The sequence below is a fragment of the Ruegeria sp. C10 genome (assembly GCF_056537805.1).
Map to the genome: position 1 here is coordinate 856,927 of NZ_JBQFSC010000001.1, position 24,079 is coordinate 881,005.

Genomic DNA, 24,079 nt, shown 5'->3' on the forward strand with positions numbered 1-24,079 from the left:
ATGCGCTCTGGTATTATCGCAAAAAAAGTTGGCATGACCCGCCTGTTCATGGAAGACGGCAAGCAGATCCCTGTGACCGTTCTTCACCTGGACAACCTGCAGGTTGTTGCACAGCGCACCGCTGACAAAGACGGCTACACTGCCGTTCAGCTGGGCGCCGGTGCTGCCAAAGCAAAACGCACCTCGAAGGCCATGCGCGGTCACTATGCCGCTGCCAAGGTCGAGCCCAAGCGTAAGCTGGCCGAGTTCCGCGTCTCCGAAGATGGCCTGATTGATGTGGGCGCCGAGATTTCGGCAGAACACTTCCTGGAAGGTCAGAAAGTTGACGTTTCGGGCACCTCGATCGGTAAAGGCTTTGCCGGTGCGATGAAGCGTTGGAACTTCGGTGGTCTGCGCGCCTCGCACGGTGTTTCGATCAGCCACCGTTCGCACGGTTCGACAGGTCAGTGTCAGGACCCGGGCAAGGTGTTCAAAGGCAAGAAGATGGCCGGTCACATGGGTGCTGCCCGTGTTACCACCCAGAACCTGGAAGTTGTCAAAACCGACGCCGACCGGAATCTGGTCTTCATCAAAGGCGCCGTTCCCGGACCGAAATCGGGCTGGGTCACCGTCAAGGACGCCGTCAAGAAGAAAGCACCGGAAGGCCTGCCTTTCCCGGCTGCTGTGAAATCGGCTGCAACCGAAGCACCTGCGGAAGAAGCGCCCGCGGAAGGTGGTGAAGCATGAAACTTGATGTAATCAAACTGGACGGCGGCAAAGCCGGCAACATCGAGCTGGATGCAGACCTGTTCGGCCTCGAGCCGCGCGCGGACATCCTGCACCGTGTGGTCCGTTGGCAGCGCAACAACGCGCAAGCTGGCACCCACAAGGTCAAGACCCGCTCGGAAACCAGCTACTCGACCAAGAAGATCTATCGCCAGAAGGGCACCGGTGGCGCACGCCATGGTGACCGTAACGCGCCGATCTTCCGTGGTGGTGGTATCTACAAAGGCCCCGTCGTGCGTTCGCACGGTCATGACCTGCCGAAGAAGTTCCGCAAGCTTGGCCTGCGCCACGCTCTGTCGGCGAAAGCCAAGGCCGGTGAACTGGTTGTGATCGAAAACGCCGAAGCCGAAGGCAAGACCGCCGCTCTGGCCAAACAGGTTGCAAACCTGGGCTGGAAACGTGCTCTGGTCATCGACGGCGCGACCGTGAACGAAGGGTTCCTGAAAGCGTCCAAGAACATCGAAGGTCTGGATATCCTGCCGTCGATGGGCGCAAACGTCTATGACATCCTCAAGCGTGACACTCTGGTGCTCACCAAAGCGGCTGTCGAAGCACTGGAGGCTCGTCTGAAATGAGCGCGAAGGCAGAACACTACGACGTGATCCGCAAGCCGATCATCACTGAAAAGTCGACCATGGCGTCCGAAAACGGCGCGGTTGTCTTTGAAGTGGCGATCGATAGCAACAAGCCGCAGATCAAAGAGGCCGTTGAGGCGCTGTTTGGTGTAAAGGTCAAAGCGGTGAACACCACTGTGACCAAAGGCAAGGTCAAGCGGTTCCGCGGCCAGCTGGGCCGTCGGAAAGACGTCAAAAAAGCATATGTGACCCTGGAAGAGGGTAACACAATCGACGTGAGCACCGGTCTTTGATCCGACGCTTACTGCGACTATTCACGGCCCCGGCGGTTCAACCCGCCGGGGCCGATTTCGTTTCAGACCCTGAAACTGCGCGTGCGCAGGTGTTGGAGAAGATGCGGGCTTTCAGCGCCGAGCCCTATTTTCAGATCGCCGATGAAAAGCTGGGGCTGTTGTCGGTTTTCGACGATCTGAGATATGACCGCGCGGATGTGGACATGATCTCTCCGGCGATGCGCAATCATGTGGTCGGTAAGCTTGGTCCGCTGGGGTTTCGCCAGACCTCGGGTACGGTGTTGGAACACGTCGAGGCCGAGATGCGTGTGCACATCCCCAAGTTCCACGCCCTCGGTGCGTCGCCCTTCGACATCACGCGCTATACTGAGAAACGCCCGCAGGATTACTGTCTCCTGACGCCTACACAGGTGGCCTGCCAGTATGTGGATCACTACGTGCTGGACGAAGCGGTGCAGCGGATCGAGACGTTAATTACGAAGCACCCGATCAACCTGCTCAAACTGGCGGATTATCTGGAAGGCAAACCCAAGCACCGCGCATTTCGCAAGGTTTTGGGTCATATCCAACTCAAGCAACGTATCGCGGTAGAGTCTGAGCCGCTCTGCAGAAGGCGGTCGTTGGGGTAAGAGTTTCGTTGACTCATCAGAAACGCGTCAGAAGCACGTGCAACCCTGGAAGAGAGGCCACACATCGATATATCCGGCGGTCCGTGATTGGACGCGTCTTTGGGGAGAGGTAAGTGGCGTGCTCATGGGGGTTGTTCTTACGCGGCGACACAAAATTTTGAGCACTAAACTCTCATATTTTGCACAATTCGCTTGCTATGTCGCGCGGGTAGTCTATCCGGCTTCCAACAAACAAAAGACATGGCAGGCGCATGACCGAAACCTCTCTCTCGACCCGGGAAAACCCGGATAGAACTGCCGCGCGGGATTGGGTTTCGACGCTTGCCAAATACCGCGAACCTAATCAATGGCGCAGTTCCTTTGAGCTGGGTGTCAGCATTATCCCATTCCTTGTGCTTTGGGCGCTGTCCTGGATGGCATTATCCATCAGCTACTGGCTGGCATTTGCCATTGCGGTCCTGAATGCGGCCTTCCTGCTGCGCCTGTTTGCGATCCAACACGATTGCGGGCACGGGGCGTTCTTCAAGAACCGGACAGTCAGCGACTGGGTCGGACGGGTGATCGGGGTGCTGACCCTTACACCTTATGATGTCTGGCGCCGCACTCATTCTTACCATCACAACAGTTCGGGTAACTTGGACAAGCGGGGAATGGGGGATATCCACACGCTGACAGTGGCTGAGTACCAATCCAAGTCTCCCATGAACCGGTTCTGGTATCGCGTTTACCGCAATCCGGTCACACTGTTCGTACTTGGTCCCGGCTATTTGTTCCTGCTCCAAAACCGTCTGCCCTTGGGTTTAACTGGTAGCGCTCGGTTCTGGGTCAGCGCGATGGGCACCAATATAGCTATTCTGACCGCACTTTTTGCTGTCTACTACTATGGCGGCTTGATGCCGGTCCTACTGATTTTTCTGCCCTCAACCCTGATTGCGGCAACTGCAGGAGTATGGCTGTTTTATGTTCAGCACCAATTCGAAGAAACGCATTGGGAATCGGACAAGGATTGGCAGTTGCACGAGGCGGCCCTGCACGGAAGCTCGCATTATGTTCTGCCGCCGGTGCTACAGTGGTTCAGTGCCAATATCGGCATCCACCACGTGCACCATCTGTACAGCCGCATTCCGTTCTACCGCCTGACCGAAGTGCTGCGCGATCACGACGAGTTGGCAAACAGCAACAGGATGACCATTCGTGAGAGCATTGCCAACGCGCGGTTGCACCTGTGGGACGAAAAACACCGCCGCCTGTTGTCCTTCGCCGAGGTTCGCGCATTGTATCAGTGAGTGGCAAGCTACCTGAGTTCTTCCGGCCGGATAAGTAATACCCACTGATCGCGCGACTTGCGAAATTGGAACCTGGGGCAAATGTTGCGGTGCCTTTTTCTTTGGTCTCCATAAGAATCTTGGGCCGCACCCTATAGACACCCATCCTCAACACTGCTACACGCTCCCAATCTTGCGGCCTCGGATTCGTTCCGGGGCCTCTGATATTTGTAACCGGGGACCTTCGGGGCCCTATACCCTTGGCACCTACGGGGGCCTATCACATAGCGGGAAAATCCCCGCACTTGCTAAACGGAAGACAGAAAGCATGGCACTCAAGTCGTACAAGCCGACGACGCCGGGCCAGCGCGGGCTGGTGCTGATCGACCGTTCGGAGCTTTGGAAAGGACGTCCGGTCAAGTCTCTCACTGAGGGTTTGACCAAATCGGGCGGCCGGAACAACACCGGACGGATCACTTCACGCCGCCGCGGCGGTGGCGCAAAGCGTCTCTACCGGATCGTTGACTTCAAACGGAACAAATTTGATGTCGCGGCAACCGTCGAGCGGATCGAATATGACCCGAACCGGACCGCATTCATCGCACTGGTAAAATACGAAGACGGCGAGCAGGCATATATCCTGGCTCCGCAGCGTCTGGCTGTTGGTGACAAAGTCGTGGCATCCGCCAAGGCCGACATCAAGCCGGGCAACGCAATGCCCTTCTCGGGCATGCCCATTGGTACCATAGTCCACAACATCGAGATGAAGCCTGGTAAAGGCGGTCAGATCGCACGTGCGGCCGGTACTTATGCGCAATTCGTTGGTCGCGATGGCGGCTACGCTCAGATCCGTCTGAGCTCGGGCGAGCTGCGCATGGTCCGTCAGGAATGCATGGCCACCGTTGGTGCCGTGTCCAACCCCGACAACAGCAACCAAAACCTCGGTAAAGCCGGTCGTATGCGCCACAAGGGCGTTCGTCCGTCGGTTCGTGGTGTTGCAATGAACCCGATCGACCACCCGCACGGTGGTGGTGAAGGTCGTACCTCGGGTGGCCGTACGCCGGTTACTCCGTGGGGTAAGGACACCAAGGGTAAGCGTACCCGCAACAAGAACAAAGCGTCCCAGAAGCTGATCATCCGCTCGCGGCACGCCAAGAAGAAGGGACGTTAATCTATGTCTCGCTCTGTTTGGAAGGGTCCTTTCGTCGATGCTTACGTGCTGAAAAAAGCCGAAGCAGCGCGCGAGTCGGGCCGCAACGAAGTCATCAAGATTTGGTCGCGTCGTTCCACCATTCTGCCCCAGTTCGTGGGTCTGACCTTTGGTGTGTACAACGGCCATAAGCATATCCCCGTCAACGTCTCGGAAGACATGATCGGTCAGAAGTTCGGTGAATACTCGCCGACTCGTACCTATTACGGTCACGCCGCTGACAAAAAAGCGAAGCGGAAGTAAGTCATGGGCAAGGAAAAGAACCCCCGCCGCGTGGCTGAAAACGAAGCAATGGCGAAAACGCGCATGCTCCGTACTAGCCCGCAGAAACTGAACCTGGTTGCGCAGATGATCCGCGGCAAGAAAGTTGAGAAGGCTCTGACCGACCTGACTTTCTCGAACAAGCGTGTGGCGCAGGACGTCAAGAAGTGCCTGCAGTCTGCAATCGCCAACGCCGAGAACAACCACAACCTGGATGTCGACGAACTGATCGTCGCCGAAGCCTGGGTTGGCAAGAACCTGGTCATGAAGCGCGGTCGTCCGCGTGCCCGTGGCCGTTTCGGCAAGATCATGAAGCCGTTCTCGGAGATCACCATCAAGGTGCGTCAAGTTGAGGAGCAAGCCTAATGGGACATAAAGTCAATCCGATCGGCATGCGCCTTCAGGTCAACCGCACCTGGGACAGCCGCTGGTACGCCGACACCAAGGACTACGGTGATCTTCTGCTGGAAGACCTCAAGATCCGTGAGTTCATCAACAAAGAGTGCAAGCAGGCCGGTGTTGCCCGTGTGATCATCGAACGTCCGCACAAGAAGTGTCGCGTTACGATCCACACTGCACGTCCCGGCGTCATCATCGGCAAGAAAGGTGCAGACATCGAAGTTCTGCGCAAAAAGCTTGCTCGCATGACCGACAGTGAACTGCACCTGAACATCGTCGAAGTGCGCAAGCCCGAGCTTGACGCGCAGCTGGTTGCCGAGTCCATCGCTCAGCAGCTGGAACGTCGTGTTTCGTTCCGTCGCGCCATGAAGCGCTCGGTTCAGAACGCCATGCGCATGGGCGCCCTGGGTATCCGGGTGAACGTCGCTGGTCGTCTGGGCGGCGCCGAAATCGCACGGACCGAGTGGTACCGCGAAGGCCGCGTGCCTCTGCACACCCTGCGTGCCGACATCGATTACGCACATGCCGAAGCGATGACTCCTTACGGGATCATCGGGATCAAGGTCTGGATCTTCAAAGGTGAGATCATGGAGCACGATCCGCAGGCACGTGACCGTAAAGCACAGGAACTCCAGGACGGCCCTGCACCTCGTGGTGCTGGTGGCGGTCGTCGCTAAGGAGGGAAAGATATGCTTCAACCAAAGCGTACTAAATTCCGCAAGATGCACAAAGGCCGGATCAAGGGGCTCGCCAAAGGCGGTTCCGATCTGAACTTTGGCACCTACGGTCTGAAAGCACTGCAGCCCGAGCGCGTCACCGCGCGTCAGATCGAAGCTGCACGTCGTGCCATGACCCGTCACATGAAACGTCAAGGCCGCGTCTGGATCCGGATCTTCCCGGATACCCCCGTGACCTCGAAGCCAACCGAAGTCCGTATGGGTAAAGGTAAAGGCTCCGTTGACTTCTGGGCAGCGAAAGTAAAGCCCGGTCGTGTGATGTTCGAGATCGATGGCGTCAATGACGACATCGCCCGCGAGGCCCTGCGCCTGGCCGCGATGAAGCTGCCGATCAAGACCCGCGTTGTGGTCCGCGAAGACTGGTAAGCGATTGGGGCTATGGCCTCGCTCGTCACAAGATTTACCCTCGTCGGGAAACCGGCGGGGGTTTTCTTTTGGCTCGGCAGCCCGTGATTTCGTGGGTCCTGAAAAACGTCGACCTCCAGCCACCCCGCCTCTAGGCTAACTTGCAGGAATGGGAGGGCCCTATGGTTCAGCTGCGCAAAAAGATGCTCATTAAGGAAGTCATAACCACCGACCAGTTGGGCCAGCCTTGTGATCCGATCAGTCGGGTTGCAGCGCTGGCGGTGATGCAGAACCCTCTGGCCGGGCACTTCTCGGACGATCTTTCAGAGTTGTTCGAGATCGGCGCCATTCTGGGTTCGGAACTCGCCGCTGAGGCAGTTTCTCAGCTTGATGGGCCGCCGGTTTCGTACGGCAAAGCCGCGATTGTCGGCATGAACGGCGATCTTGAGCAGGGCGGGGCGGTGATCCACCCCAAACTCGGTGCGCCCATGCGCGCTGCGGTGGGCGGAGGTGAGGCGGTGATACCGTCCAACGCCAAGCTGGGCGCGCCGGGTTGCGCGATTGATCTTCCGCTGGGGCACAAGGACAATCCGTGGTCGTTCGATCATTTCGACACGATGACGCTGAACATCCCAGATGCGCCGAAACCGGATGAGATCGTGCTGTGCCTCGCCTATGCCGACGGAGGTCGCCCGATACCACGCTGTGGCAAAGGGCCCATCAAGACCTAAGCGGCTGGTCTTGCCGAGAGGGCTGGGGTATGCCCAGCCCATGGCACAGATTGAATCACTCTTCGTCACCCGTCTCTATCGCGCAAACTTGTCCGAATTCGATCCCAGGATCGACGTGGAGGAATTGGAGAGTTCATGCCTTGTTATTGCTGAAGATGATGAGGCCGGGCAGGACTGGTGTGAAGCGAACGCGTATCCCGGCTACACCAGTTATGCTTCGCTGACCGATTTGCCTTGGCGATTTCCGATATTTGCCGATCTTGTCAAAGTGCTGGATCAGCACGTCGCGGCTTTCGCCAAGGATTTGGAGTTTGATCTGGACGACCGCGCGTTGAAGCTTGAGGATCTGTGGATCAATATCCTGCCCGAGGGCGGAATGCATGCCAGTCACCTGCACCCTCACAGTGTCATTTCGGGCACGACCTATGTGTCCATGCCGGAAGGGGCCAGTGCACTGAAACTGGAAGACCCACGTTCGGGCCGTATGATGGCCGCCCCGACGAGGCTGAAAGGCGGGCGTCGGGAATTACAGCCTTTCATCTACATGAAGCCACAGGTGGGCGACGTCCTGCTGTGGGAAAGCTGGCTGCGCCACGAGGTGCCGATGAACATGGCCGAGGACGAGCGGATTTCTGTTAGCTTCAACTATAAATGGGAGTGAAGCGTCTTAAAGCGTCAAGGTGAAAGCGCTCCAGCTACTTCGTCGGAGGATACTATGACCAAAACAGCTCTCGTCACAGGCGCATCAGCCGGAATTGGTCGGGAATTGGCACGTTATCATGCGTCGCGAGGCGGCAATCTGATCATCAGTGCGCGACGCGGAGATGCGTTAGATGCCCTCAGATCAGAGCTTGAGGCAGCCCACGATGTTACTGTCACTGCCATTCCGCTTGATCTGGGTGCTGTTGGAGGCGCGGAAAAACTTTATGAGGCCGTCAAGTGCAAAGACCTGACGGTCGACTACCTGATCAACAATGCTGGATTCGGAGGGCATGGGGCTTTTTTGGATCGCCGCCTTTCGGACGATCTGGATATGATCCGGCTGAACGTCGAAGCCCTTGTCTCTCTGTGTCATCTGTTCGGCAGGGATATGATCAGTGGCGGTGGCGGAAAGATACTGAATGTCAGTTCGACTGCGGCGCATATGCCGGGTCCATTGCAGGCGACCTATTTTGCCACCAAGGCCTATGTTTCGAGTTTCAGTCAGGCGCTCGCGGAGGAGCTGAAAGGTAAGGGCGTCACTGTGACGGCGCTGGAGCCGGGCTATGTCGTGACCGAATTTGCTGCTGCGGCAAATCTTGAGGGCACGAAGCTTGTTGCCCAAAAAGGGGCGACCGCTGAGGCCGTGGCCAAAGTCGGCTATGACGCCATGATCGATGGGAAGCTCACGGTGATCAACGATAAGTCGCTCGCGTTTGTGCTGGGTTGGGTCATGCCGTTGCTGCCGCGACGCGCGCGCCTGAAAATGGTTCGGAAAATGCAGGAGAAAGGTGCCTGAGCACTTGGCCGCGTTTGTCGGGATCCAGAAAGGTCGCAGTAGTGATCTGCTACCCGGTTTCAGAGGGCGGCGGTAATTTGGAAACAGGTAGTTTCATCTGCCCGAACACGGTTTGAAACTTTCCCTTGCCACCCACCCCCCAAACCCTTATACGGCGGCATCCTGCGATCTCCCGGCGTTGTCGGGCGATTCGTATGTCTATCATTCATCCACCAGGTCAAAGGTGACCCTGTAAGGGGGCCTTCTGGTGTTTTGAGCAAAGGAAAAAGGCGATGAACGCCCAAGAACTGCGTGACAAGACCCCGGACCAGCTCCGCGAGGAACTGGCCAACCTGAAGAAAGAAAGCTTTAACCTGCGCTTTCAACAGGCAACCGGTCAGCTGGAAAACACAGCCGGCATCAAAGCGGCCCGCCGCAATGCTGCCCGTGTCAAAACCATTCTGAACGAAAAGGCCGCTGCTGCGGCATCCGAGGAGTAATCAGATGCCCAAGCGTATCCTGCAAGGCACCGTGACCAGCGACGCCAACGAACAGACCGTAACCGTATCCGTCGAGCGCCGCTTTACGCATCCGGTTCTGAAGAAAACCATCCGTAAGTCCAAGAAATACCGGGCTCACGATGAAAAGAACGCCTTCAAGGTCGGCGACACCGTACGCATCATCGAATGCGCGCCGAAATCGAAGACGAAACGTTGGGAGGTTCTGGAGGCGTAAGCCCCCAGGACTTTTCATTTGTCGAAACCCTGGGGGATTTAACGAGACCAGCCCCCACAGGTCGGGAGAAACCACATGATCCAGATGCAGACCAATCTGGATGTCGCTGACAACTCCGGCGCACGCCGAGTTCAGTGCATCAAGGTCCTGGGTGGTTCCAAGCGTAAATACGCCTCCGTAGGCGACATCATTGTCGTCTCGGTGAAGGAAGCCATCCCGCGCGGCCGCGTGAAGAAAGGGGACGTCCGCAAGGCCGTCGTCGTACGCACCGCCAAGGAAGTCCGTCGTGAAGACGGCACCGCGATCCGTTTCGATCGCAACGCCGCCGTCATCCTGAACAACAACAACGAGCCCGTAGGTACCCGTATCTTTGGCCCCGTTGTTCGTGAACTGCGCGGCAAGAACTTCATGAAAATCATCTCGCTGGCTCCGGAGGTGCTGTAATCATGGCTGCTAAACTCCGCAAAGGCGACAAGGTCGTCGTGCTGGCCGGCAAGGACAAGGGCAAAGAGGGAACTATCACCTCGGTTGACCCGAAAGCCGGTAAAGCCGTTGTCGATGGCATCAACATCGCCATCCGCCACACCCGTCAGTCGCAAACCTCGCAAGGTGGTCGCCTGCCTCAGGCAAACCCGATCGAGCTGTCGAACCTGGCACTGCTGGACAAAAACGGCAAAGCAACCCGCGTTGGCTTCCGTATGGAAGGCGACAAGAAGGTGCGCTTCGCTAAGACCACAGGGGACGTGATCGATGCTTGATACCGCAAACTATACCCCGCGTCTGAAAGCTCAGTACGCCGAAACCATCCGTGCCGCTCTGAAAGAAGAGTTCGGCTACAAGAACGACATGCAGCTGCCCAAGCTGGAAAAAATCGTTCTGAACATCGGTTGTGGTGCTGAGGCTGTCAAAGACTCGAAGAAAGCGAAAGCTGCTGTCGAGGACCTGACTGCGATTGCTGGCCAGAAGGCCGTTGCGACCAAGGCGAAGAAGTCGATCGCGGGTTTCCGCGTCCGTGAAGACATGCCGCTGGGAGCGAAAGTGACCCTGCGCGGTGACCGGATGTACGAATTCCTGGATCGTCTGATCACCATCGCGATGCCTCGCGTTCGTGACTTCCGCGGTGTTAAGCCGTCTTTCGATGGTCGTGGCAACTTTGCCATGGGCATGAAAGAGCACATCGTGTTCCCGGAAATCGACTTCGACAAGGTCGACGAGGTCTGGGGCCTGGATATCGTAATTGCCACCACAGCGAAAACCGACGCTGAAGCAAAGGCATTGTTGAAAGCATTCAACATGCCGTTCAACGCGTAAGCGCCGGGAGGATTGAGACATGGCTAAAAAAGCAATGATCGAACGCGAGAAGAAGCGCGAACGCCTGGTGGCCAAATATGCCGCAAAGCGTGCCGAGCTGAAAGAAATCGCGAATGACGAGAGCAAGCCGATGGAAGAGCGCTTCAAAGCGCGTCTTAAATTGGCGAAACTGCCGCGCAACAGCTCGGCTACCCGTCTGCACAACCGTTGTCAGCTGACCGGTCGTCCCCACGCTTACTACCGTAAGCTGAAGGTCAGCCGTATCGCGCTGCGCGAGCTGGGTTCTGCTGGTCAGATCCCCGGCATGGTGAAATCGAGCTGGTAAGGGAGACATAGATATGAATGATCCTATCGGCGATATGCTCACCCGTATCCGCAACGCGCAAATGCGCGGCAAGTCCACCGTTTCCACCCCGGCTTCCAAGCTGCGCGGCTGGGTTCTGGACGTGCTGGCGGACGAAGGTTACATCCGTGGCTACGAAGCGACGACCGGTGAAAACGGTCATCCGGCCATCGAAATCAGCCTGAAATACTACGAAGGCACCCCTGTTATTCGCGAACTCAAGCGGGTTTCCAAGCCTGGCCGTCGCGTCTACATGGGCGTCAATGACATCCCGCAGGTCCGTCAGGGTCTGGGCGTGTCGATTGTCAGCACTCCGAAAGGTGTGATGTCGGACGCAAACGCTCGCTCCAACAATGTTGGCGGCGAAGTGCTCTGCACCGTCTTCTAAGGAGGTCTGCAATGTCTCGTATTGGTAAAAAACCGGTCGAGCTGCCCAGCGGCGTTACCGCCTCTGTGTCGGGTCAGACTATCGAAGTGAAAGGTCCGAAAGGCACCCGCAGCTTCACCGCCACCGACGACGTTACGTTGTCGGTTGAAGACAACGTGGTCAAGATCGATCCCCGTGGCATGTCCAAGCGTGCGCGACAGCAGTGGGGCATGAGCCGCACCATGGTCGCTAATCTTGTTGAAGGCGTAACAAACGGCTTCAAAAAAGAGCTGGAGATCCAGGGTGTTGGTTACCGGGCTCAGATGCAGGGCAACACCCTGAAGCTGAACCTGGGCTACAGCCACGATGTTGATTTCACTGCTCCGGAAGGTGTCACCATCACCGCGCCGAAGCAGACCGAGATCGTTGTGGAAGGTATCGACCAGCAGCAGGTGGGCGAAGTCGCGGCCAAGATCCGTGAATGGCGCCGTCCCGAGCCGTACAAAGGCAAGGGCATCCGCTACAAGGGTGAGTTCATCTTCCGTAAAGAAGGCAAGAAGAAGTAAGGACGCAAACAATGGCAAACAGCAAAAGAACCCTGTTTCTGAAGCGCCGCCTGCGCGTTCGGAACAAACTTCGCAAGGTCAACGCGGGTCGTCCGCGTCTGTCCGTACACCGTTCGAACAAGAACATCTCTGTTCAGCTGATCGACGACGTACGTGGCGTGACCCTGGCCGCAGCATCGACCCTGGAAAAGGATTTGGGTGTTGTGGGCAAGAACAACGTCGAAGCGGCCACCAAAGTGGGCGCGGCCATCGCCGAGCGTGCCAAGAAGGCAGGCGTCGAAGAGGCCTATTTCGATCGTGGCGGCTTCCTGTTCCACGGCAAAGTGAAGGCTCTGGCCGACGCTGCGCGTGAAGGTGGTCTGAAGATCTAAGACTTGCGGGCGGGTTTCGATTCGCCCCGATGATCCGGGGGCCTCGGCAGCAGTCGGGGCTCACTTGGATTGAACAAACGGCGCCGAGAAGCGCCACATGAGGAAAGGGATGCCAAATGGCAGAACGTGAAAACCGCCGGGGCCGTGGTCGTGACCGCGACGAAGCACCGGAATTCGCAGATCGTCTGGTTGCGATCAACCGTGTGTCGAAAACCGTAAAAGGTGGTAAGCGCTTTGGCTTCGCCGCTCTGGTGGTTGTCGGCGATCAGAAAGGCCGCGTCGGCTTTGGCAAGGGTAAGGCGAAAGAAGTACCTGAGGCCATCCGTAAGGCAACTGAGCAAGCCAAGCGTCAGATGATCCGTGTGCAACTGCGTGAAGGTCGTACTCTGCACCACGACATCGAAGGCCGTCACGGCGCCGGTAAAGTGGTTATGCGCACCGCACCTGAAGGTACCGGTATCATCGCCGGTGGTCCGATGCGTGCTGTGTTCGAAATGCTGGGCGTTAAGGACGTTGTTTCCAAGTCGCTGGGCTCGCAGAACCCGTACAACATGATCCGTGCCACCATCAACGGCCTGCAAAAAGAGCAGAGCCCGCGTTCGGTTGCCGCACGTCGTGGCAAAAAGGTTGCTGACATCCTGCCCAAGCGGGACGAAGCACCGGCTGCTGCTGAAGCAGAAGCATAAGGAGAGCGACCCATGGCAAAAACCATCGTCGTCAAGCAGATCGGCTCCCCGATCCGCCGCCCCGCCGAACAGCGCGCAACCCTGATCGGCCTGGGCCTGAACAAGATGAACCGCACCCGCGAGCTGGAGGACACTCCTTCGGTCCGCGGCATGGTCAACAAGATCCCGCATCTGGTTGAGATCATCGAAGAGCGCGGCTAAGCGCAGTCTCTTTCGCGAATTGAAAGGCCCCCGAAGATTCGGGGGCTTTTTTCGTGTTTGCGATTGTGTTTGTCCGCTTTGAGCCCATAGCGTACCAACCTCCGCATTGGTAATAGGGGTAAACTTATTCGGGATGATATCGCTTTGAATTTTCGAACCCTATTGGTGGCTCTAGGAACAACGTGCTCCACCATGCCCGCGTTTGCGGAATGCTTTGATACGCCAACATGGCATGACGAACCTCTTACACAGTCATTTTTGGACGGTTTGGGCGATGGCACGGAGCAAGACGTTAGGCGGGCCAGCTTGAATATGTTGCTTATGTCTAAAGAACCCGCCCACGAACAGCGGGATGAGTTACAGCGTCTTTTGATGCGTACGGCTTTATTGCAGTTCGATGGCGATAAAGGGGCACTAAGAAAGAAACTACAAGACGGGTCGCTTTACGATGTCATTCAACTCATTGATTTTTCCCGCTCAAACCCCAGAGACCAAAGCAGGATCATCGCAGCTTACTGGCTGAACGGGTGCGTCGAGAAAGCGCTGGAATTACTTGCCGCAACACCTAACTCACTAATAAGCCAATACTATATGCCGATTGCAGTCGGAGATTCCGAACTACTTCGCACCTTCGCACAACGTCTTGAGCCGGACGGATACCAACAAAGAAGACTGCTTACTTTTGCAAAGCTGCTTGAGAGCCCAGAATCCAAAGAGGAAACACTTCAAGAGTTTTTGGAATATCTGATTTCGGAAACGAAAGATGGTGATATCAACGATACGATTGATGGCGTTGGGCTACAGCTTGCTCTGGACGTCGCCCAAGGCCAACCGCCGAACTTGGAATTGTTTCCGATTGAAACGAGCTATGAACCTGACGAGATACAACTCAATGGAATACGGTTCGCTGCCTTTGTTGCATGGATGAATGCATCCGGGTTTTGCGATGCGACTTGGAAGACGGCTGTTGTCCTCTTAGGCACATCTGCCGAAAGTATGCCGTTGAATCGCGAACTACTTGAAGCCTCAGTGATTAGGTGCCTAAAAAATCAAGACGTGTGAAATCCGACGGAGTCAAGGTCGGTTTTGTCCGCAAAGTGGACATACGTTGCATTCAGAGTAGCCTGCGTACTCCCGCTTGCCATTCCCCCACCGCATATCGGCCAGACCAAAACGCGCGTTGTTAGCGATATCGAACACTCCTATCTGAGCCTTGTCCACAAAGGAACAAATGGAAACGCCCGGGGAATACGCCTCGGAACAGAAAGGAAATTAGATATGGCACATACAGCAACACTGACACATGGCGGATTCAACCTGAGCGCTCGTATTGCGAGCTTTGTTGAGCGCGTAAAAGAAAACCGCGCTCGGGCTGCAGAATACAGCCGCACCTATCGCGAACTGCAAAGCCTGAGCAATCGCGAGCTGGACGATATCGGCGTTCGCCGTTGTGATATCGCAGATATTGCACGCGACCACGCATATTGCGTGTAACACCCCAACCACTCACCGTTGAAGAGGCGCCATTTCGGCGCCTCTTTTGGTTTTTGTCGCCAAGACACAACAAACCTTGCAACCAAAGCCGCAACGCTGTAGAGCGCTCCGGTGGATTTCCGTCCACGAGAATCAAAATCAAGATATGCCGTGTTTGGCCCATCACGCTTCGGGGGTCACATCCGGCTTAGGAGAAGCGAAATGAAACTGAACGAATTGCGCGACAATCCTGGCGCCGCACCTAAACGCACCCGCGTTGGCCGTGGTCCCGGTTCTGGCAAAGGTAAAATGGGTGGCCGTGGTATCAAAGGCCAGAAATCCCGTTCGGGTGTGGCCATCAATGGCTACGAAGGCGGCCAGATGCCGCTGTACCAGCGCCTGCCCAAGCGTGGCTTCAATAAGCCGAACCGCAAGGCATTCGCCGTTATCAATCTGGGCCTGATCCAGAAATTCGTCGACGCCGGCAAGCTGGACGCCAAAGCTGCGATCACCGAGGACGCGCTGGTTGCGTCCGGTCTGGTCCGTCGCAAGCTGGACGGTGTCCGCGTTCTGGCCAAAGGTGAAATCACCGCCAAAGTGAACCTGGAAGTCACCGGTGCTTCGAAATCTGCTGTTGAAGCGGTTGAGAAAGCGGGCGGCTCACTGACGGTCACAAAAGCTGCTGCGGCAGAGTAAGCGCTTGTGAGCGGGCGCAGACCCGCTTACATAGACCTCAGAGTTTTCCAAGACGCCGCCCGAGCCGGAAAACGGTTCCGGGCGGTGTTTGCATAAGAGAGACCGATTTATGGTATCAGCAGCAGAACAAATGGCAGCCAACACAAGCTGGGCTGCTTTGGGCAAGGCCACCGATCTGCGCAACCGCATCCTGTTCACGCTGGGTTTGTTGATCGTCTATCGTCTGGGCACCTTCATTCCGGTCCCAGGTATCGACGGGCAAGCCCTGCGTGAGTTCATGGAGCAAGCGGGGCAGGGCATCGGCGGCATGGTTTCGATGTTTACCGGCGGAGCGCTGGGGCGGATGGGTATCTTTGCCCTCGGCATCATGCCCTACATTTCGGCCTCGATCATCGTACAGCTGCTGACATCGATGGTTCCCGCGCTTGAGCAACTCAAGAAAGAGGGCGAGCAGGGACGCAAGAAGATCAACCAATACACCCGTTTCGGCACCGTGGCTCTGGCCACCGTTCAGGCTTACGGTCTGGCCGTTTCGCTGGAATCGGGTGATCTGGCCACTGATCCGGGCCTGTTCTTCCGTATGTCGACCATGATCACTCTGGTCGGCGGCACCATGTTCCTGATGTGGCTGGGTGAGCAGATCACTGCACGCGGCATCGGCAACGGTATCTCTCTGATTATCTTCGTCGGCATCATCGCCGAGGTTCCCGCAGCTCTGGCGCAGTTCTTCGCTTCGGGCCGCAGCGGTGCAATCAGCCCCGCCGTGATCGTGGGTGTCATTATAATGGTCATCGCCGTGATCACCTTTGTGGTGTTCATGGAGCGGGCCCTGCGCAAGATCCATATCCAATACCCGCGCCGTCAGGCTGGTATGAAAGTCTACGAAGGCGGCTCCAGCCACCTGCCGGTCAAAGTGAACCCGGCGGGTGTGATCCCTGCGATCTTTGCAAGCTCGCTGCTGTTGCTGCCGGTAACGATCTCGACCTTCTCGTCGGGCGCCACAAATGGCCCGGTGATGTCGTGGCTGCTGGCCAACTTCGGCCCCGGACAGCCGCTTTATCTGCTATTCTTCGCGTCGATGATCGTGTTCTTCGCCTATTTCTACACGTTCAACGTGTCGTTCAAGCCGGACGATGTGGCGGACAACCTGAAAAAGCAGAACGGTTTTGTACCGGGTATCCGTCCGGGCAAGAAAACCGCCGAGTATCTGGAATACGTGGTCAACCGCGTGCTGGTGCTGGGTTCGGCCTATCTGGCGGCCGTTTGTCTGCTGCCTGAAATCCTGCGGGGCCAGTTTGCCATCCCGTTCTATTTCGGCGGCACCTCGGTTCTGATTATCGTTTCCGTGACCATGGACACGATCCAACAGGTCCAGAGCCATCTGCTGGCGCATCAATACGAAGGGCTGATTGAAAAGTCCCAGCTGCGCGGCAAAGGCAAGAAACGCGGCAGAAAGGGAGCTGCTCGTCGATGAACATCATTCTTCTCGGCCCCCCGGGGGCAGGCAAAGGAACGCAGGCGCGTCACCTGGTTGAAACCCGCGGTATGGTGCAACTCAGCACCGGAGACATGCTGCGCGAGGCCAAAACCTCGGGCACGGAGATGGGCCAGAAGGTTGCTGCGATAATGGACGCGGGTAAGCTGGTCACCGATGAGATCGTGATCGGCCTAATCGAAGAGAAACTGACCACCGAAAAAGGCGCCGGTTTCATCTTTGACGGCTTCCCCCGGACGTTGGCACAGGCCGACGCGCTGTCGGCTCTGCTGACCAAGCTGGGCCAGTCGCTGCATACGGTGATCGAGATGCGTGTGGATGATGACGCGCTGGTGGACCGGATTACGGCGCGGTCAACCTGCGGCGGATGTGGGGAGGTCTATAACGACAACACCAAACCGATTCCTGCGGATCGCAAATGCACCAATTGCGGTAAGGAAAATGACTTCGTCCGTCGTGCCGACGACAACGAAGACAGCCTGCGTACGCGCTTGATGGAATACTACAAGAAGACCTCTCCGCTGATTGGTTACTACTACGCCAAAGGCGATCTGCGTCCGGTGAACGGGCTGGCGGATATCAAGGAAGTCACCGCGTCGATTGAGGCGGTTCTTGGCTGATATCAATATGGGCTTGACGGCACCGCCAAAAGCCCATATCGACCCCCATCCCTAAAGGGAATCAAAACCGCATGCGGGATTCGTCCCAATTGCCCCGACCACCTCGAATAATACTGGACCCTCTGGCGTCACTGCCACGGTCAAGTGTTGTGAAAAAAGGTTCCGGAGTTACGGAACCGCAACAAAAAGGAAAGTGACACGTGGCACGTATTGCCGGCGTAAACATCCCGACTGCAAAGCGGGTACCAATCGCCCTCACATATATCACCGGTATCGGAAACACCTCGGCCAAAGCAATCTGCGAAGCCGTAGGCATCGAAGCGCACCGTCGCGTCAACGAACTGTCCGACGCCGAAGTTCTGGCCATCCGCGAGCACATCGATGCAAACTTCACCGTCGAAGGTGACCTGCGTCGTGAAGTTCAGATGAACGTCAAGCGCCTGATGGACCTGGGCTGCTATCGCGGTCTGCGTCACCGCCGCAACCTGCCGGTTCGCGGTCAGCGTACCCACACCAATGCTCGTACCCGCAAAGGCCCCGCAAAGGCCATTGCCGGTAAGAAGAAATAAGGGAGGGTCTGACTGATGGCACGTGACAAGACTCGCGTTAAGCGCAAAGAGCGTAAGAACATCGCATCGGGCGTTGCCCATGTGAACTCGACCTTCAACAACACCAAGATCCTGATCTCGGACGTACAGGGCAACGCCATCTCGTGGTCGTCTGCCGGTACCATGGGCTTCAAGGGATCGCGGAAATCGACCCCCTACGCCGCTCAGATGGCTGCAGAAGATGCAGGCAAAAAGGCGCAGGAACATGGCGTCAAGACGCTGGAAGTCGAAGTTCAGGGCCCCGGTTCGGGTCGTGAATCGGCTCTGCGTGCGCTGGCTGCAGTGGGCTTCAACATCACGTCGATCCGCGACGTGACCCCGATCGCTCACAACGGCTGCCGTCCGCCGAAGCGTCGTCGCGTCTAAGCGATTTTGAATTAAGCTGGGGCTGTGTTTTTGCACGGCCCCAGCACGTCATTTTGAACCTCGGGCGTCTGCACCTTGTTGGTCATGGGGCGCGGACAGGAATGGAGGGATTACATGATCCATAAGAATTGGGCAGAATTGATCAAGCCGACCCAGCTTGACGGCAAGCCGGGCAATGATCCCGCACGTCAGGCAACCCTGGTTGCAGAACCGCTGGAACGTGGCTTTGGTCTGACCCTGGGCAACGCGCTGCGCCGTGTTCTGATGAGCTCGCTGCAAGGCGCGGCCATCACCAGCGTTCAGATCGACAACGTCCTGCACGAGTTCAGCTCGGTTGCCGGTGTACGTGAAGACGTCACCGACATCATCCTGAACCTCAAAGGCGTGTCGCTGCGCATGGAAGTCGAAGGCCCCAAGCGCCTGTCGATCAATGCCAAAGGCCCCGCAGTAGTTACCGCTGGCGACATCAGCGAAAGCGCTGGCATCGAGGTTCTGAACCGCGATCACGTCATCTGCCACCTGGATGATGGCGCTGACCTGTTCATGGAACTGACCGTCAACACCGGCAAAGGTTACGTTTCGGCTGAGAAGAACAAGCCCGAAGACGCACCCATCGGCCTGATCCCGATCGACGCGATCTATTCGCCGGTCAAAAAGGTTGCCTATGACGTTCAGCCGACCCGTGAAGGTCAGGTTCTGGACTATGACAAGCTGACCCTGAAGATCGACACCGACGGTTCGATCACGCCGGAAGACGCGCTGGCATTCGCCGCACGCATCCTGCAGGATCAGCTCTCAATCTTCGTCAACTTCGACGAGCCGGAATCGGCTGGCCGCCAGGACGAGGACGATGGTCTGGAGTTCAACCCGCTGCTGCTGAAGAAAGTGGACGAGCTGGAACTGTCGGTCCGTTCGGCAAACTGCCTGAAGAACGACAACATCGTTTACATCGGCGATCTGATTCAGAAGACCGAAGCCGAGATGCTGCGCACTCCGAACTTCGGCCGCAAGTCGCTGAACGAGATCAAGGAAGTGCTGTCCGGTATGGGTCTGCACCTCGGCATGGATGTCGAGGACTGGCCGCCCGACAACATCGAAGATCTGGCCAAGAAATTTGAAGACGCGTTCTAAGCGCGTCTTCACAAATGCCCGGGCTGCCGGGGACCATATGGGCACTTCCGCCCCAAGGAGAGCCGGTGACACGCATCGCCGGCCAGACAAAGCAAAACGCGAAAGAAGGAACTAGAAAATGCGTCACGCACGTGGTTATCGCCGCCTGAACCGTACTCATGAGCACCGCAAAGCTCTGTTTGCAAACATGGCTGGTTCGCTCATCGAGCATGAGCAAATCAAAACAACTCTGCCCAAGGCAAAAGAACTGCGCCCGATCGTTGAAAAACTGATCACTCTGGGCAAGCGCGGCGACCTGCACGCCCGCCGTCAGGCCGCAGCACAGCTGAAAGAAGACAAAGACGTCGCCAAGCTGTTCGAAGTTCTGGGCCCTCGTTACGCCGAGCGTCAGGGCGGTTATGTCCGTATCCTAAAAGCAGGCTTCCGCTATGGTGACATGGCCCCGATGGCGATCATCGAATTCGTTGACCGCGACATCGACGCCAAAGGCGCAGCTGACAAAGCTCGTGTTGCCGCCGAAGAGGCCGCAGACGAAGAATAAGCCTTGGCTATATCTGAGTTTCAGCCCCCGCGTCGCAGACGCGGGGGTTTTCTTTTGCTCCGTGTGAAAATCAAAGGCCATCTAAATTTAATTGCTTTCGGCTTTCAGAATACCATCCGCTGACGCTCCCGCGGACAAATTGGCGTCAGAGAAATCCTCTGTCTCTGGCAGTTCCAGATGAAGAGACGAGGTGTGATCGATTTCGATCTTTCCCCGGGTCAATGTATAATCAAGTACGTGCCCACCGGTGGTCCGGTCGTCAGAGATGAAATGCAAGTGGTAACCCGGCACGCCAATCCCGACTGCGTAGTCAGGGCAGCGGAACCCGAGAATAGTTCCCTCCACGTTTTCCAATTCAAACTCGGCCTGCGTTTTGACCACTTCCAGCAAAGGTTTGTATGGCCGTTCCTGTTTCAACACGTTTCGATACCCAATGTGTTTGATCAATCCGGTGAAACGAACCGCATAAAACAGGTTCTTTGCATCGGCCATGTCATCTAAACCCTCCTCGAAACCGGATTTGTTAATCGGAGAATCCAACGCGAGCGAAATCGTTGGTTCAAAGTCAATGACGGCTGCGTATGGTGTCAGCGCGCCGTTATCCGCAATTGTCGCTTTGCCTTCCCCATCCAGGCGATAAGCGACACCATCCAGCACCACCATTTCTCCGTCCAGGGCGTTGAAGGTACCGAGACCGAAATCTCCGTGTTCCAGCAGCTGACCGATGGAAACAGTCCCGTCATAGACTCCCTGCATGACGGCACTCAGTAGTGAGGCCTGGTAATACTCGTGGGCGTGCTCTTCCCGCACAAAGCTCTTATTTTGATGATGAGAGGCAAGGGCCGTTGCAAAGGTCAATTCCCGGTCTTTGTGCATGGTCGTTCCCTCTGATTGGATTCAGCGCCAAGTCCAACACATAGCACAACTCCCTGTGAAACTTTTGCAACGCTTTGCGAAGCCATAATGCTCAAGCAGGATATTTGTGCGAATAGCTCAAAAGAAAGCGGTAGGTCCTCGGCATTGTCGAAGGCAGCGGGTTATGTCGCTTGCAATCTTTGCATCGGCCCCGCATATCCGGTTGGCGATATTGCCGGAGGGCCGATGATGCTAAGACTATTGTGTTCCCTAGTATTGCTGATGGGCGCAATACCGGCAGCCGCAGAGACGCAGGTACCAAAAAGCCAGACCGAAATCAGCCTCGGGTTCGCCCCTGTCGTAAAGCAGGCTGCCCCGGCGGTTGTGAACATCTACGCCAAGATTGTGCGCGAAGGGCGGGCAAATCCGCTGTTTTCTGACCCGTTCTTTCAGGACTTCTTTGGCCGTGGATTTGGGACGCCACGCCCCCGTGTGCAGAATTCGCTCGGCTCTGGCGTGATCCTCACTGGTGATGGGTATGTGGTGTCAAACTACCACGTTGTGGGGATGGCATCGGAAATTCAGGTCGTGACTACCGACCGTCGTGAATTCACTGCCGAGGTGGTTTTGGGCGACAAAGAAAGCGACATTGCAATCTTGCGGTTGGAAGAGGCAAACGATCTGCCTTTCCTGCAGATGCGCGATTCCGATCAGGTCGAGGTCGGAGAATTAACGCTGGCGATCGGCAATCCGTTCGGCGTCGGCCAAACTGTTTCGTCAGGTATTATTTCAGGTTTGGCGCGCACCGGAACTGCAACCGGAAACGCACGAGGGTACTTCATTCAAACCGATGCGGCGATCAACCCGGGCAATTCCGGTGGCGCGCTGATCGATGTGAATGGTGATCTGATTGGTATCAATACTTCAATCCTGACCCGCTCGGGCGGGTCGAACGGTATCGGCTTTGCCATTCCGGCCAATTTGGTAGCCGTATTCCTGCGGCAGGCGCAGTCTGGCAACGAAAGCTTCGTAAGTCCTTGGGCAGGAATGGCCGGTCAACACATGAGCGCGGATATAGCCGAGTCTCTGGGTATGGCCATCCCACTCGGTGTGGTGATTTCTGACTTACATGAACTGAGTCCGCTGGTAGAAGCGGGTCTGCGGGTCGGCGATGTGGTCACCCATGTCGACGGGGACGAGGTGAATTCTCCGGCCGAGATGAAATTTCGCATGGCTGTTGCCGGGGTAGGTGGAAAGTCGGTCCTGACTCGGCTGCGGGGCGAAGACCGCTCGGATATTGAAGTGGCGCTGATCAAACCGCCTGAAACGCCTGCGGCGGATGAGACTACGCTGGACGAGGATACGGTCATGCCAGGTCTGATCGTTTCGGGTGTAAATCCGGCGGTGATCGTAAAGCTTGGCTTGTCGCTGTCTCAGACCGGCGTCGTAGTGGTTGATCCGAGCCGCTATGGCGGCCGCGCAGGATTGCGTGTGGGCGATGTCGTAAAAGGTATCAACGGAACCAGAACCGAGACACCGGAGGATATCGTTCAGGCACTGACCGATCCAGTTCGCCGGGTACAGATGGAGATTGAGCGGGGAAGCCGGTTAATCTCATTGCGGTTTCGGTTGTGATCCGTGAGTGATTTGTTCGATACCGGTTCTGCGGAACCAGCCGCGTCGCCGCACCGGCCGCTTGCGGATCGCTTGCGCCCACAATCCCTGTCTGAGGTGATCGGGCAAGAGCAGGTTTTGGGACCAGATGCGCCATTGGGGGTGATGCTCGCGTCAGGTAGCCTGTCCAGCCTGATCTTCTGGGGCCCGCCGGGTGTAGGAAAGACAACCATCGCCCGGTTGCTAGCGCAGGAGACCGATCTGCATTTCGTACAGATCAGCGCGATTTTTACCGGTGTGCCGGATCTGAAGAAGGTATTTGAGGCTGCTAAAATCCGTCGTCAGAACGGGCAAGGCACCTTGTTATTTGTTGACGAAATCCACCGTTTCAATAAAGCGCAACAGGACGGGTTTCTGCCGCATATGGAGGACGGCACGATCCTCCTGGTTGGCGCGACGACCGAAAACCCTTCCTTCGAGTTAAACGCGGCGGTACTCAGCCGGTCTCAGGTGCTGGTTCTGGAACGCCTTAGCCTTGCTGATCTTGAGCGTTTGACACAACGCGCCGAGAAAGAGCTTGACCGCGCCTTGCCGCTAACGTCTGCCGCCCGCGAGGCGCTGCAGGAGATGGCGGATGGCGACGGTCGCGCACTACTGAACCTGATTGAACAGGTTGCTGCTTGGAAAGTGGACGCCGATCTGAACCCGGATGCATTGTCGACGCGCCTGATGCGGCGGGCCGCAAAATACGACAAATCGGGGGATGAGCATTATAATCTGATCTCAGCCCTGCACAAATCGGTGCGTGGATCGGACCCTGACGCGGCGCTGTATTGGTTTGCGCGGATGCTGACTGGCGGCGAAGACCCGCGCTATCTGGCGCGGAGGATCACGCGGATGGCGGTTGAAGATATCGGTTTGGCCGATCCTCAGGCGCAATCGATCTGCCTGCACAGTTGGGAAACCTACGAACGACTGGGCTCGCCCGAGGGCGAGTTGGCACTGGCGCAGGCGTTGGTGTATCTGGCGCTCGCTCCGAAATCTAACGGGGCCTATGTGGGGTATAAGGCGGCGATGCGGCTGGCCAAGCAATCGGGCAGTGAACCGCCACCCAAACATATCCTGAACGCTCCGACATCGCTGATGAAGGATCAGGGATATGGTGCAGGGTATGCCTATGACCACGATGCCGAAGATGGGTTCTCGGGTCAGAACTATTTCCCGGATGATATGAAGCGCCCGGTTCTCTATCAGCCGGTAGAGCGTGGTTTTGAGCGCGAGCTGAAAAAACGGCTGGAATACTTCGCCAAGCTGAGAACGCAACGCAATCAGGGCTAGACTTGACTCTGCACCCGATGCGCGCGACAGACGCGCATGATTTCTAAGGCACTGAAACAAGCACAATCCGGGCGG

The 24,079-nt window shown here is 56.8% G+C and carries 36 protein-coding genes; 35 read left to right on the forward strand and 1 reads right to left on the reverse strand.

Going from position 1 to position 24,079, the window contains the following annotated elements; all coding sequences use genetic code 11:
• The 33 genes from rplC (at position 1) to rplQ (ending at position 20,197) form a co-directional block, all read left to right on the forward strand.
• Positions 1-726, forward strand: a complete 726-nt coding sequence (gene rplC, locus ACR0DE_RS03925; protein ID WP_008758167.1) for a 50S ribosomal protein L3 — start codon at positions 1-3, stop codon at positions 724-726.
• On the forward strand, positions 723-1,340 hold the full coding sequence (rplD, locus tag ACR0DE_RS03930; RefSeq protein WP_010437039.1) for a 50S ribosomal protein L4: 618 nt from the start codon (positions 723-725) through the stop codon (positions 1,338-1,340). Before rplC ends, rplD begins: the two co-directional genes overlap by 4 nt.
• Positions 1,337-1,633: a 50S ribosomal protein L23 gene (locus ACR0DE_RS03935; RefSeq protein WP_008757532.1), complete on the forward strand. Its 297-nt coding sequence runs from the start codon at positions 1,337-1,339 to the stop codon at positions 1,631-1,633. The genes rplD and ACR0DE_RS03935 overlap by 4 nt, the downstream gene beginning before the upstream one ends.
• Positions 1,630-2,262 carry a hypothetical protein gene (locus ACR0DE_RS03940; RefSeq protein WP_480751952.1) on the forward strand — a complete coding sequence of 211 codons (633 nt, stop codon included), beginning with the start codon at positions 1,630-1,632 and terminating at the stop codon, positions 2,260-2,262. The genes ACR0DE_RS03935 and ACR0DE_RS03940 overlap by 4 nt, the downstream gene beginning before the upstream one ends.
• Positions 2,263-2,513: 251 nt before the next feature.
• Positions 2,514-3,548 (forward strand): fatty acid desaturase, encoded by a 1,035-nt coding sequence (locus tag ACR0DE_RS03945; RefSeq protein WP_480751954.1) that lies wholly within the window; start codon positions 2,514-2,516, stop codon positions 3,546-3,548.
• Between the two features lie 307 nt (positions 3,549-3,855).
• Positions 3,856-4,698: a 50S ribosomal protein L2 gene (gene rplB / locus ACR0DE_RS03950; protein WP_008757664.1), complete on the forward strand. Its 843-nt coding sequence runs from the start codon at positions 3,856-3,858 to the stop codon at positions 4,696-4,698.
• A 3-nt stretch (positions 4,699-4,701) separates the two neighbouring features.
• On the forward strand, positions 4,702-4,980 hold the full coding sequence (gene rpsS, locus ACR0DE_RS03955; RefSeq protein WP_010437056.1) for a 30S ribosomal protein S19: 279 nt from the start codon (positions 4,702-4,704) through the stop codon (positions 4,978-4,980).
• Between the two features lie 3 nt (positions 4,981-4,983).
• Positions 4,984-5,364: a 50S ribosomal protein L22 gene (gene rplV, locus ACR0DE_RS03960; protein WP_039538267.1), complete on the forward strand. Its 381-nt coding sequence runs from the start codon at positions 4,984-4,986 to the stop codon at positions 5,362-5,364.
• A complete protein-coding gene (gene rpsC, locus ACR0DE_RS03965) occupies positions 5,364-6,074 on the forward strand; it encodes a 30S ribosomal protein S3 (protein WP_008758042.1) in 711 nt (236 codons plus the stop codon). Before rplV ends, rpsC begins: the two co-directional genes overlap by 1 nt.
• A 12-nt stretch (positions 6,075-6,086) precedes the next feature.
• Complete coding sequence (rplP, locus tag ACR0DE_RS03970; RefSeq protein WP_039538270.1) at positions 6,087-6,500, forward strand: 50S ribosomal protein L16; 414 nt, start codon at positions 6,087-6,089, stop codon at positions 6,498-6,500.
• A 161-nt stretch (positions 6,501-6,661) separates the two neighbouring features.
• The gene (locus tag ACR0DE_RS03975; RefSeq protein WP_170424539.1) at positions 6,662-7,210 is read left to right on the forward strand and encodes an amino acid synthesis family protein; all 549 of its coding nucleotides are present in this window, start codon (positions 6,662-6,664) and stop codon (positions 7,208-7,210) included.
• Between the two features lie 40 nt (positions 7,211-7,250).
• Positions 7,251-7,871 carry a 2OG-Fe(II) oxygenase family protein gene (locus ACR0DE_RS03980; RefSeq protein ID WP_170567436.1) on the forward strand — a complete coding sequence of 207 codons (621 nt, stop codon included), beginning with the start codon at positions 7,251-7,253 and terminating at the stop codon, positions 7,869-7,871.
• A 54-nt stretch (positions 7,872-7,925) separates the two neighbouring features.
• A complete protein-coding gene (locus ACR0DE_RS03985) occupies positions 7,926-8,708 on the forward strand; it encodes an SDR family NAD(P)-dependent oxidoreductase (RefSeq protein WP_170597784.1) in 783 nt (260 codons plus the stop codon).
• Between the two features lie 272 nt (positions 8,709-8,980).
• Complete coding sequence (gene rpmC / locus ACR0DE_RS03990) at positions 8,981-9,187, forward strand: 50S ribosomal protein L29 (RefSeq protein ID WP_010437082.1); 207 nt, start codon at positions 8,981-8,983, stop codon at positions 9,185-9,187.
• A 4-nt stretch (positions 9,188-9,191) separates the two neighbouring features.
• Entirely contained in the window at positions 9,192-9,422 is a 231-nt protein-coding gene (rpsQ, locus tag ACR0DE_RS03995) for a 30S ribosomal protein S17 (protein ID WP_068340771.1), read from the forward strand.
• Between the two features lie 75 nt (positions 9,423-9,497).
• Positions 9,498-9,866 carry a 50S ribosomal protein L14 gene (gene rplN, locus ACR0DE_RS04000; RefSeq protein ID WP_008757934.1) on the forward strand — a complete coding sequence of 123 codons (369 nt, stop codon included), beginning with the start codon at positions 9,498-9,500 and terminating at the stop codon, positions 9,864-9,866.
• 2 nt (positions 9,867-9,868) lie between these two features.
• Positions 9,869-10,180 (forward strand): 50S ribosomal protein L24, encoded by a 312-nt coding sequence (rplX, locus tag ACR0DE_RS04005; protein WP_010437096.1) that lies wholly within the window; start codon positions 9,869-9,871, stop codon positions 10,178-10,180.
• Positions 10,173-10,733, forward strand: coding sequence for a 50S ribosomal protein L5 (rplE, locus tag ACR0DE_RS04010; RefSeq protein WP_010437097.1), 561 nt, complete (start codon positions 10,173-10,175; stop codon positions 10,731-10,733). The genes rplX and rplE overlap by 8 nt, the downstream gene beginning before the upstream one ends.
• A gap of 19 nt (positions 10,734-10,752) precedes the next feature.
• A complete protein-coding gene (gene rpsN, locus ACR0DE_RS04015) occupies positions 10,753-11,058 on the forward strand; it encodes a 30S ribosomal protein S14 (protein WP_010437098.1) in 306 nt (101 codons plus the stop codon).
• Positions 11,059-11,071: 13 nt separating this feature from the next.
• Positions 11,072-11,464, forward strand: a complete 393-nt coding sequence (rpsH, locus tag ACR0DE_RS04020) for a 30S ribosomal protein S8 (RefSeq protein WP_010437099.1) — start codon at positions 11,072-11,074, stop codon at positions 11,462-11,464.
• An 11-nt stretch (positions 11,465-11,475) separates the two neighbouring features.
• Positions 11,476-12,009 carry a 50S ribosomal protein L6 gene (gene rplF, locus ACR0DE_RS04025; protein ID WP_170392896.1) on the forward strand — a complete coding sequence of 178 codons (534 nt, stop codon included), beginning with the start codon at positions 11,476-11,478 and terminating at the stop codon, positions 12,007-12,009.
• A gap of 11 nt (positions 12,010-12,020) precedes the next feature.
• Positions 12,021-12,380, forward strand: coding sequence for a 50S ribosomal protein L18 (gene rplR / locus ACR0DE_RS04030; RefSeq protein WP_170392895.1), 360 nt, complete (start codon positions 12,021-12,023; stop codon positions 12,378-12,380).
• A gap of 116 nt (positions 12,381-12,496) precedes the next feature.
• A complete protein-coding gene (gene rpsE, locus ACR0DE_RS04035; protein WP_039538294.1) occupies positions 12,497-13,066 on the forward strand; it encodes a 30S ribosomal protein S5 in 570 nt (189 codons plus the stop codon).
• A 12-nt stretch (positions 13,067-13,078) separates the two neighbouring features.
• A complete protein-coding gene (gene rpmD, locus ACR0DE_RS04040) occupies positions 13,079-13,267 on the forward strand; it encodes a 50S ribosomal protein L30 (RefSeq protein WP_039538297.1) in 189 nt (62 codons plus the stop codon).
• Between the two features lie 192 nt (positions 13,268-13,459).
• The gene (locus ACR0DE_RS04045) at positions 13,460-14,329 is read left to right on the forward strand and encodes a hypothetical protein (RefSeq protein WP_480751959.1); all 870 of its coding nucleotides are present in this window, start codon (positions 13,460-13,462) and stop codon (positions 14,327-14,329) included.
• Positions 14,330-14,545: 216 nt separating this feature from the next.
• Complete coding sequence (locus ACR0DE_RS04050) at positions 14,546-14,761, forward strand: DUF1127 domain-containing protein (protein WP_480615779.1); 216 nt, start codon at positions 14,546-14,548, stop codon at positions 14,759-14,761.
• A 201-nt stretch (positions 14,762-14,962) separates the two neighbouring features.
• A complete protein-coding gene (rplO, locus tag ACR0DE_RS04055) occupies positions 14,963-15,436 on the forward strand; it encodes a 50S ribosomal protein L15 (protein ID WP_170567425.1) in 474 nt (157 codons plus the stop codon).
• Between the two features lie 109 nt (positions 15,437-15,545).
• Positions 15,546-16,910 carry a preprotein translocase subunit SecY gene (secY, locus tag ACR0DE_RS04060; RefSeq protein WP_170515935.1) on the forward strand — a complete coding sequence of 455 codons (1,365 nt, stop codon included), beginning with the start codon at positions 15,546-15,548 and terminating at the stop codon, positions 16,908-16,910.
• Positions 16,907-17,551 carry an adenylate kinase gene (locus ACR0DE_RS04065; RefSeq protein WP_170392889.1) on the forward strand — a complete coding sequence of 215 codons (645 nt, stop codon included), beginning with the start codon at positions 16,907-16,909 and terminating at the stop codon, positions 17,549-17,551. Before secY ends, ACR0DE_RS04065 begins: the two co-directional genes overlap by 4 nt.
• A gap of 200 nt (positions 17,552-17,751) precedes the next feature.
• Complete coding sequence (rpsM, locus tag ACR0DE_RS04070; protein WP_008757392.1) at positions 17,752-18,120, forward strand: 30S ribosomal protein S13; 369 nt, start codon at positions 17,752-17,754, stop codon at positions 18,118-18,120.
• A 15-nt stretch (positions 18,121-18,135) separates the two neighbouring features.
• Positions 18,136-18,525 (forward strand): 30S ribosomal protein S11, encoded by a 390-nt coding sequence (gene rpsK, locus ACR0DE_RS04075; RefSeq protein WP_008757289.1) that lies wholly within the window; start codon positions 18,136-18,138, stop codon positions 18,523-18,525.
• Between the two features lie 114 nt (positions 18,526-18,639).
• Positions 18,640-19,656 (forward strand): DNA-directed RNA polymerase subunit alpha, encoded by a 1,017-nt coding sequence (locus ACR0DE_RS04080; RefSeq protein ID WP_010437127.1) that lies wholly within the window; start codon positions 18,640-18,642, stop codon positions 19,654-19,656.
• Between the two features lie 118 nt (positions 19,657-19,774).
• Positions 19,775-20,197, forward strand: coding sequence for a 50S ribosomal protein L17 (gene rplQ / locus ACR0DE_RS04085; RefSeq protein WP_170392888.1), 423 nt, complete (start codon positions 19,775-19,777; stop codon positions 20,195-20,197).
• 87 nt (positions 20,198-20,284) lie between these two features.
• Here the strand turns inward: rplQ and budA are convergent, their stop codons facing one another.
• Positions 20,285-21,073: an acetolactate decarboxylase gene (budA, locus tag ACR0DE_RS04090; protein WP_480751964.1), complete on the reverse strand. Its 789-nt coding sequence runs from the start codon at positions 21,071-21,073 to the stop codon at positions 20,285-20,287.
• 228 nt (positions 21,074-21,301) lie between these two features.
• Between budA and ACR0DE_RS04095 the strand changes: the two genes are divergently transcribed.
• Complete coding sequence (locus ACR0DE_RS04095) at positions 21,302-22,687, forward strand: trypsin-like peptidase domain-containing protein (RefSeq protein WP_480752567.1); 1,386 nt, start codon at positions 21,302-21,304, stop codon at positions 22,685-22,687.
• A gap of 3 nt (positions 22,688-22,690) precedes the next feature.
• Positions 22,691-24,004: a replication-associated recombination protein A gene (locus ACR0DE_RS04100; protein ID WP_480751967.1), complete on the forward strand. Its 1,314-nt coding sequence runs from the start codon at positions 22,691-22,693 to the stop codon at positions 24,002-24,004.
• Positions 24,005-24,079: the final 75 nt, after the last annotated feature.

Bases quoted from the DNA above. Each gene is read 5' to 3' on its own strand.
- ACR0DE_RS03980 (WP_170567436.1), top strand. From the start codon at position 7,251: ATGGCACAGATTGAATCACTCTTCGTCACCCGTCTCTATCGCGCAAAC.
- rplF (WP_170392896.1), top strand. From the start codon at position 11,476: ATGTCTCGTATTGGTAAAAAACCGGTCGAGCTGCCCAGCGGCGTTACC.
- ACR0DE_RS03975 (WP_170424539.1), top strand. From the start codon at position 6,662: ATGGTTCAGCTGCGCAAAAAGATGCTCATTAAGGAAGTCATAACCACC.
- ACR0DE_RS04065 (WP_170392889.1), top strand. From the start codon at position 16,907: ATGAACATCATTCTTCTCGGCCCCCCGGGGGCAGGCAAAGGAACGCAG.
- rplD (WP_010437039.1), top strand. From the start codon at position 723: ATGAAACTTGATGTAATCAAACTGGACGGCGGCAAAGCCGGCAACATC.
- rpsS (WP_010437056.1), top strand. From the start codon at position 4,702: ATGTCTCGCTCTGTTTGGAAGGGTCCTTTCGTCGATGCTTACGTGCTG.
- rplR (WP_170392895.1), top strand. From the start codon at position 12,021: ATGGCAAACAGCAAAAGAACCCTGTTTCTGAAGCGCCGCCTGCGCGTT.
- rplN (WP_008757934.1), top strand. From the start codon at position 9,498: ATGATCCAGATGCAGACCAATCTGGATGTCGCTGACAACTCCGGCGCA.
- rpsE (WP_039538294.1), top strand. From the start codon at position 12,497: ATGGCAGAACGTGAAAACCGCCGGGGCCGTGGTCGTGACCGCGACGAA.
- rpsQ (WP_068340771.1), top strand. From the start codon at position 9,192: ATGCCCAAGCGTATCCTGCAAGGCACCGTGACCAGCGACGCCAACGAA.
- ACR0DE_RS03945 (WP_480751954.1), top strand. From the start codon at position 2,514: ATGACCGAAACCTCTCTCTCGACCCGGGAAAACCCGGATAGAACTGCC.
- ACR0DE_RS04050 (WP_480615779.1), top strand. From the start codon at position 14,546: ATGGCACATACAGCAACACTGACACATGGCGGATTCAACCTGAGCGCT.
- ACR0DE_RS03935 (WP_008757532.1), top strand. From the start codon at position 1,337: ATGAGCGCGAAGGCAGAACACTACGACGTGATCCGCAAGCCGATCATC.
- rplB (WP_008757664.1), top strand. From the start codon at position 3,856: ATGGCACTCAAGTCGTACAAGCCGACGACGCCGGGCCAGCGCGGGCTG.
- ACR0DE_RS04095 (WP_480752567.1), top strand. From the start codon at position 21,302: ATGCTAAGACTATTGTGTTCCCTAGTATTGCTGATGGGCGCAATACCG.
- rpsH (WP_010437099.1), top strand. From the start codon at position 11,072: ATGAATGATCCTATCGGCGATATGCTCACCCGTATCCGCAACGCGCAA.
- rplO (WP_170567425.1), top strand. From the start codon at position 14,963: ATGAAACTGAACGAATTGCGCGACAATCCTGGCGCCGCACCTAAACGC.
- rplQ (WP_170392888.1), top strand. From the start codon at position 19,775: ATGCGTCACGCACGTGGTTATCGCCGCCTGAACCGTACTCATGAGCAC.
- budA (WP_480751964.1), bottom strand. From the start codon at position 21,073: ATGCACAAAGACCGGGAATTGACCTTTGCAACGGCCCTTGCCTCTCAT.
- rplX (WP_010437096.1), top strand. From the start codon at position 9,869: ATGGCTGCTAAACTCCGCAAAGGCGACAAGGTCGTCGTGCTGGCCGGC.
- ACR0DE_RS04045 (WP_480751959.1), top strand. From the start codon at position 13,460: ATGCCCGCGTTTGCGGAATGCTTTGATACGCCAACATGGCATGACGAA.
- ACR0DE_RS03985 (WP_170597784.1), top strand. From the start codon at position 7,926: ATGACCAAAACAGCTCTCGTCACAGGCGCATCAGCCGGAATTGGTCGG.
- secY (WP_170515935.1), top strand. From the start codon at position 15,546: ATGGTATCAGCAGCAGAACAAATGGCAGCCAACACAAGCTGGGCTGCT.
- rpsK (WP_008757289.1), top strand. From the start codon at position 18,136: ATGGCACGTGACAAGACTCGCGTTAAGCGCAAAGAGCGTAAGAACATC.
- ACR0DE_RS04080 (WP_010437127.1), top strand. From the start codon at position 18,640: ATGATCCATAAGAATTGGGCAGAATTGATCAAGCCGACCCAGCTTGAC.
- rpmC (WP_010437082.1), top strand. From the start codon at position 8,981: ATGAACGCCCAAGAACTGCGTGACAAGACCCCGGACCAGCTCCGCGAG.
- rpmD (WP_039538297.1), top strand. From the start codon at position 13,079: ATGGCAAAAACCATCGTCGTCAAGCAGATCGGCTCCCCGATCCGCCGC.
- rplE (WP_010437097.1), top strand. From the start codon at position 10,173: ATGCTTGATACCGCAAACTATACCCCGCGTCTGAAAGCTCAGTACGCC.
- rpsN (WP_010437098.1), top strand. From the start codon at position 10,753: ATGGCTAAAAAAGCAATGATCGAACGCGAGAAGAAGCGCGAACGCCTG.
- rplC (WP_008758167.1), top strand. From the start codon at position 1: ATGCGCTCTGGTATTATCGCAAAAAAAGTTGGCATGACCCGCCTGTTC.
- rplV (WP_039538267.1), top strand. From the start codon at position 4,984: ATGGGCAAGGAAAAGAACCCCCGCCGCGTGGCTGAAAACGAAGCAATG.
- rplP (WP_039538270.1), top strand. From the start codon at position 6,087: ATGCTTCAACCAAAGCGTACTAAATTCCGCAAGATGCACAAAGGCCGG.
- rpsC (WP_008758042.1), top strand. From the start codon at position 5,364: ATGGGACATAAAGTCAATCCGATCGGCATGCGCCTTCAGGTCAACCGC.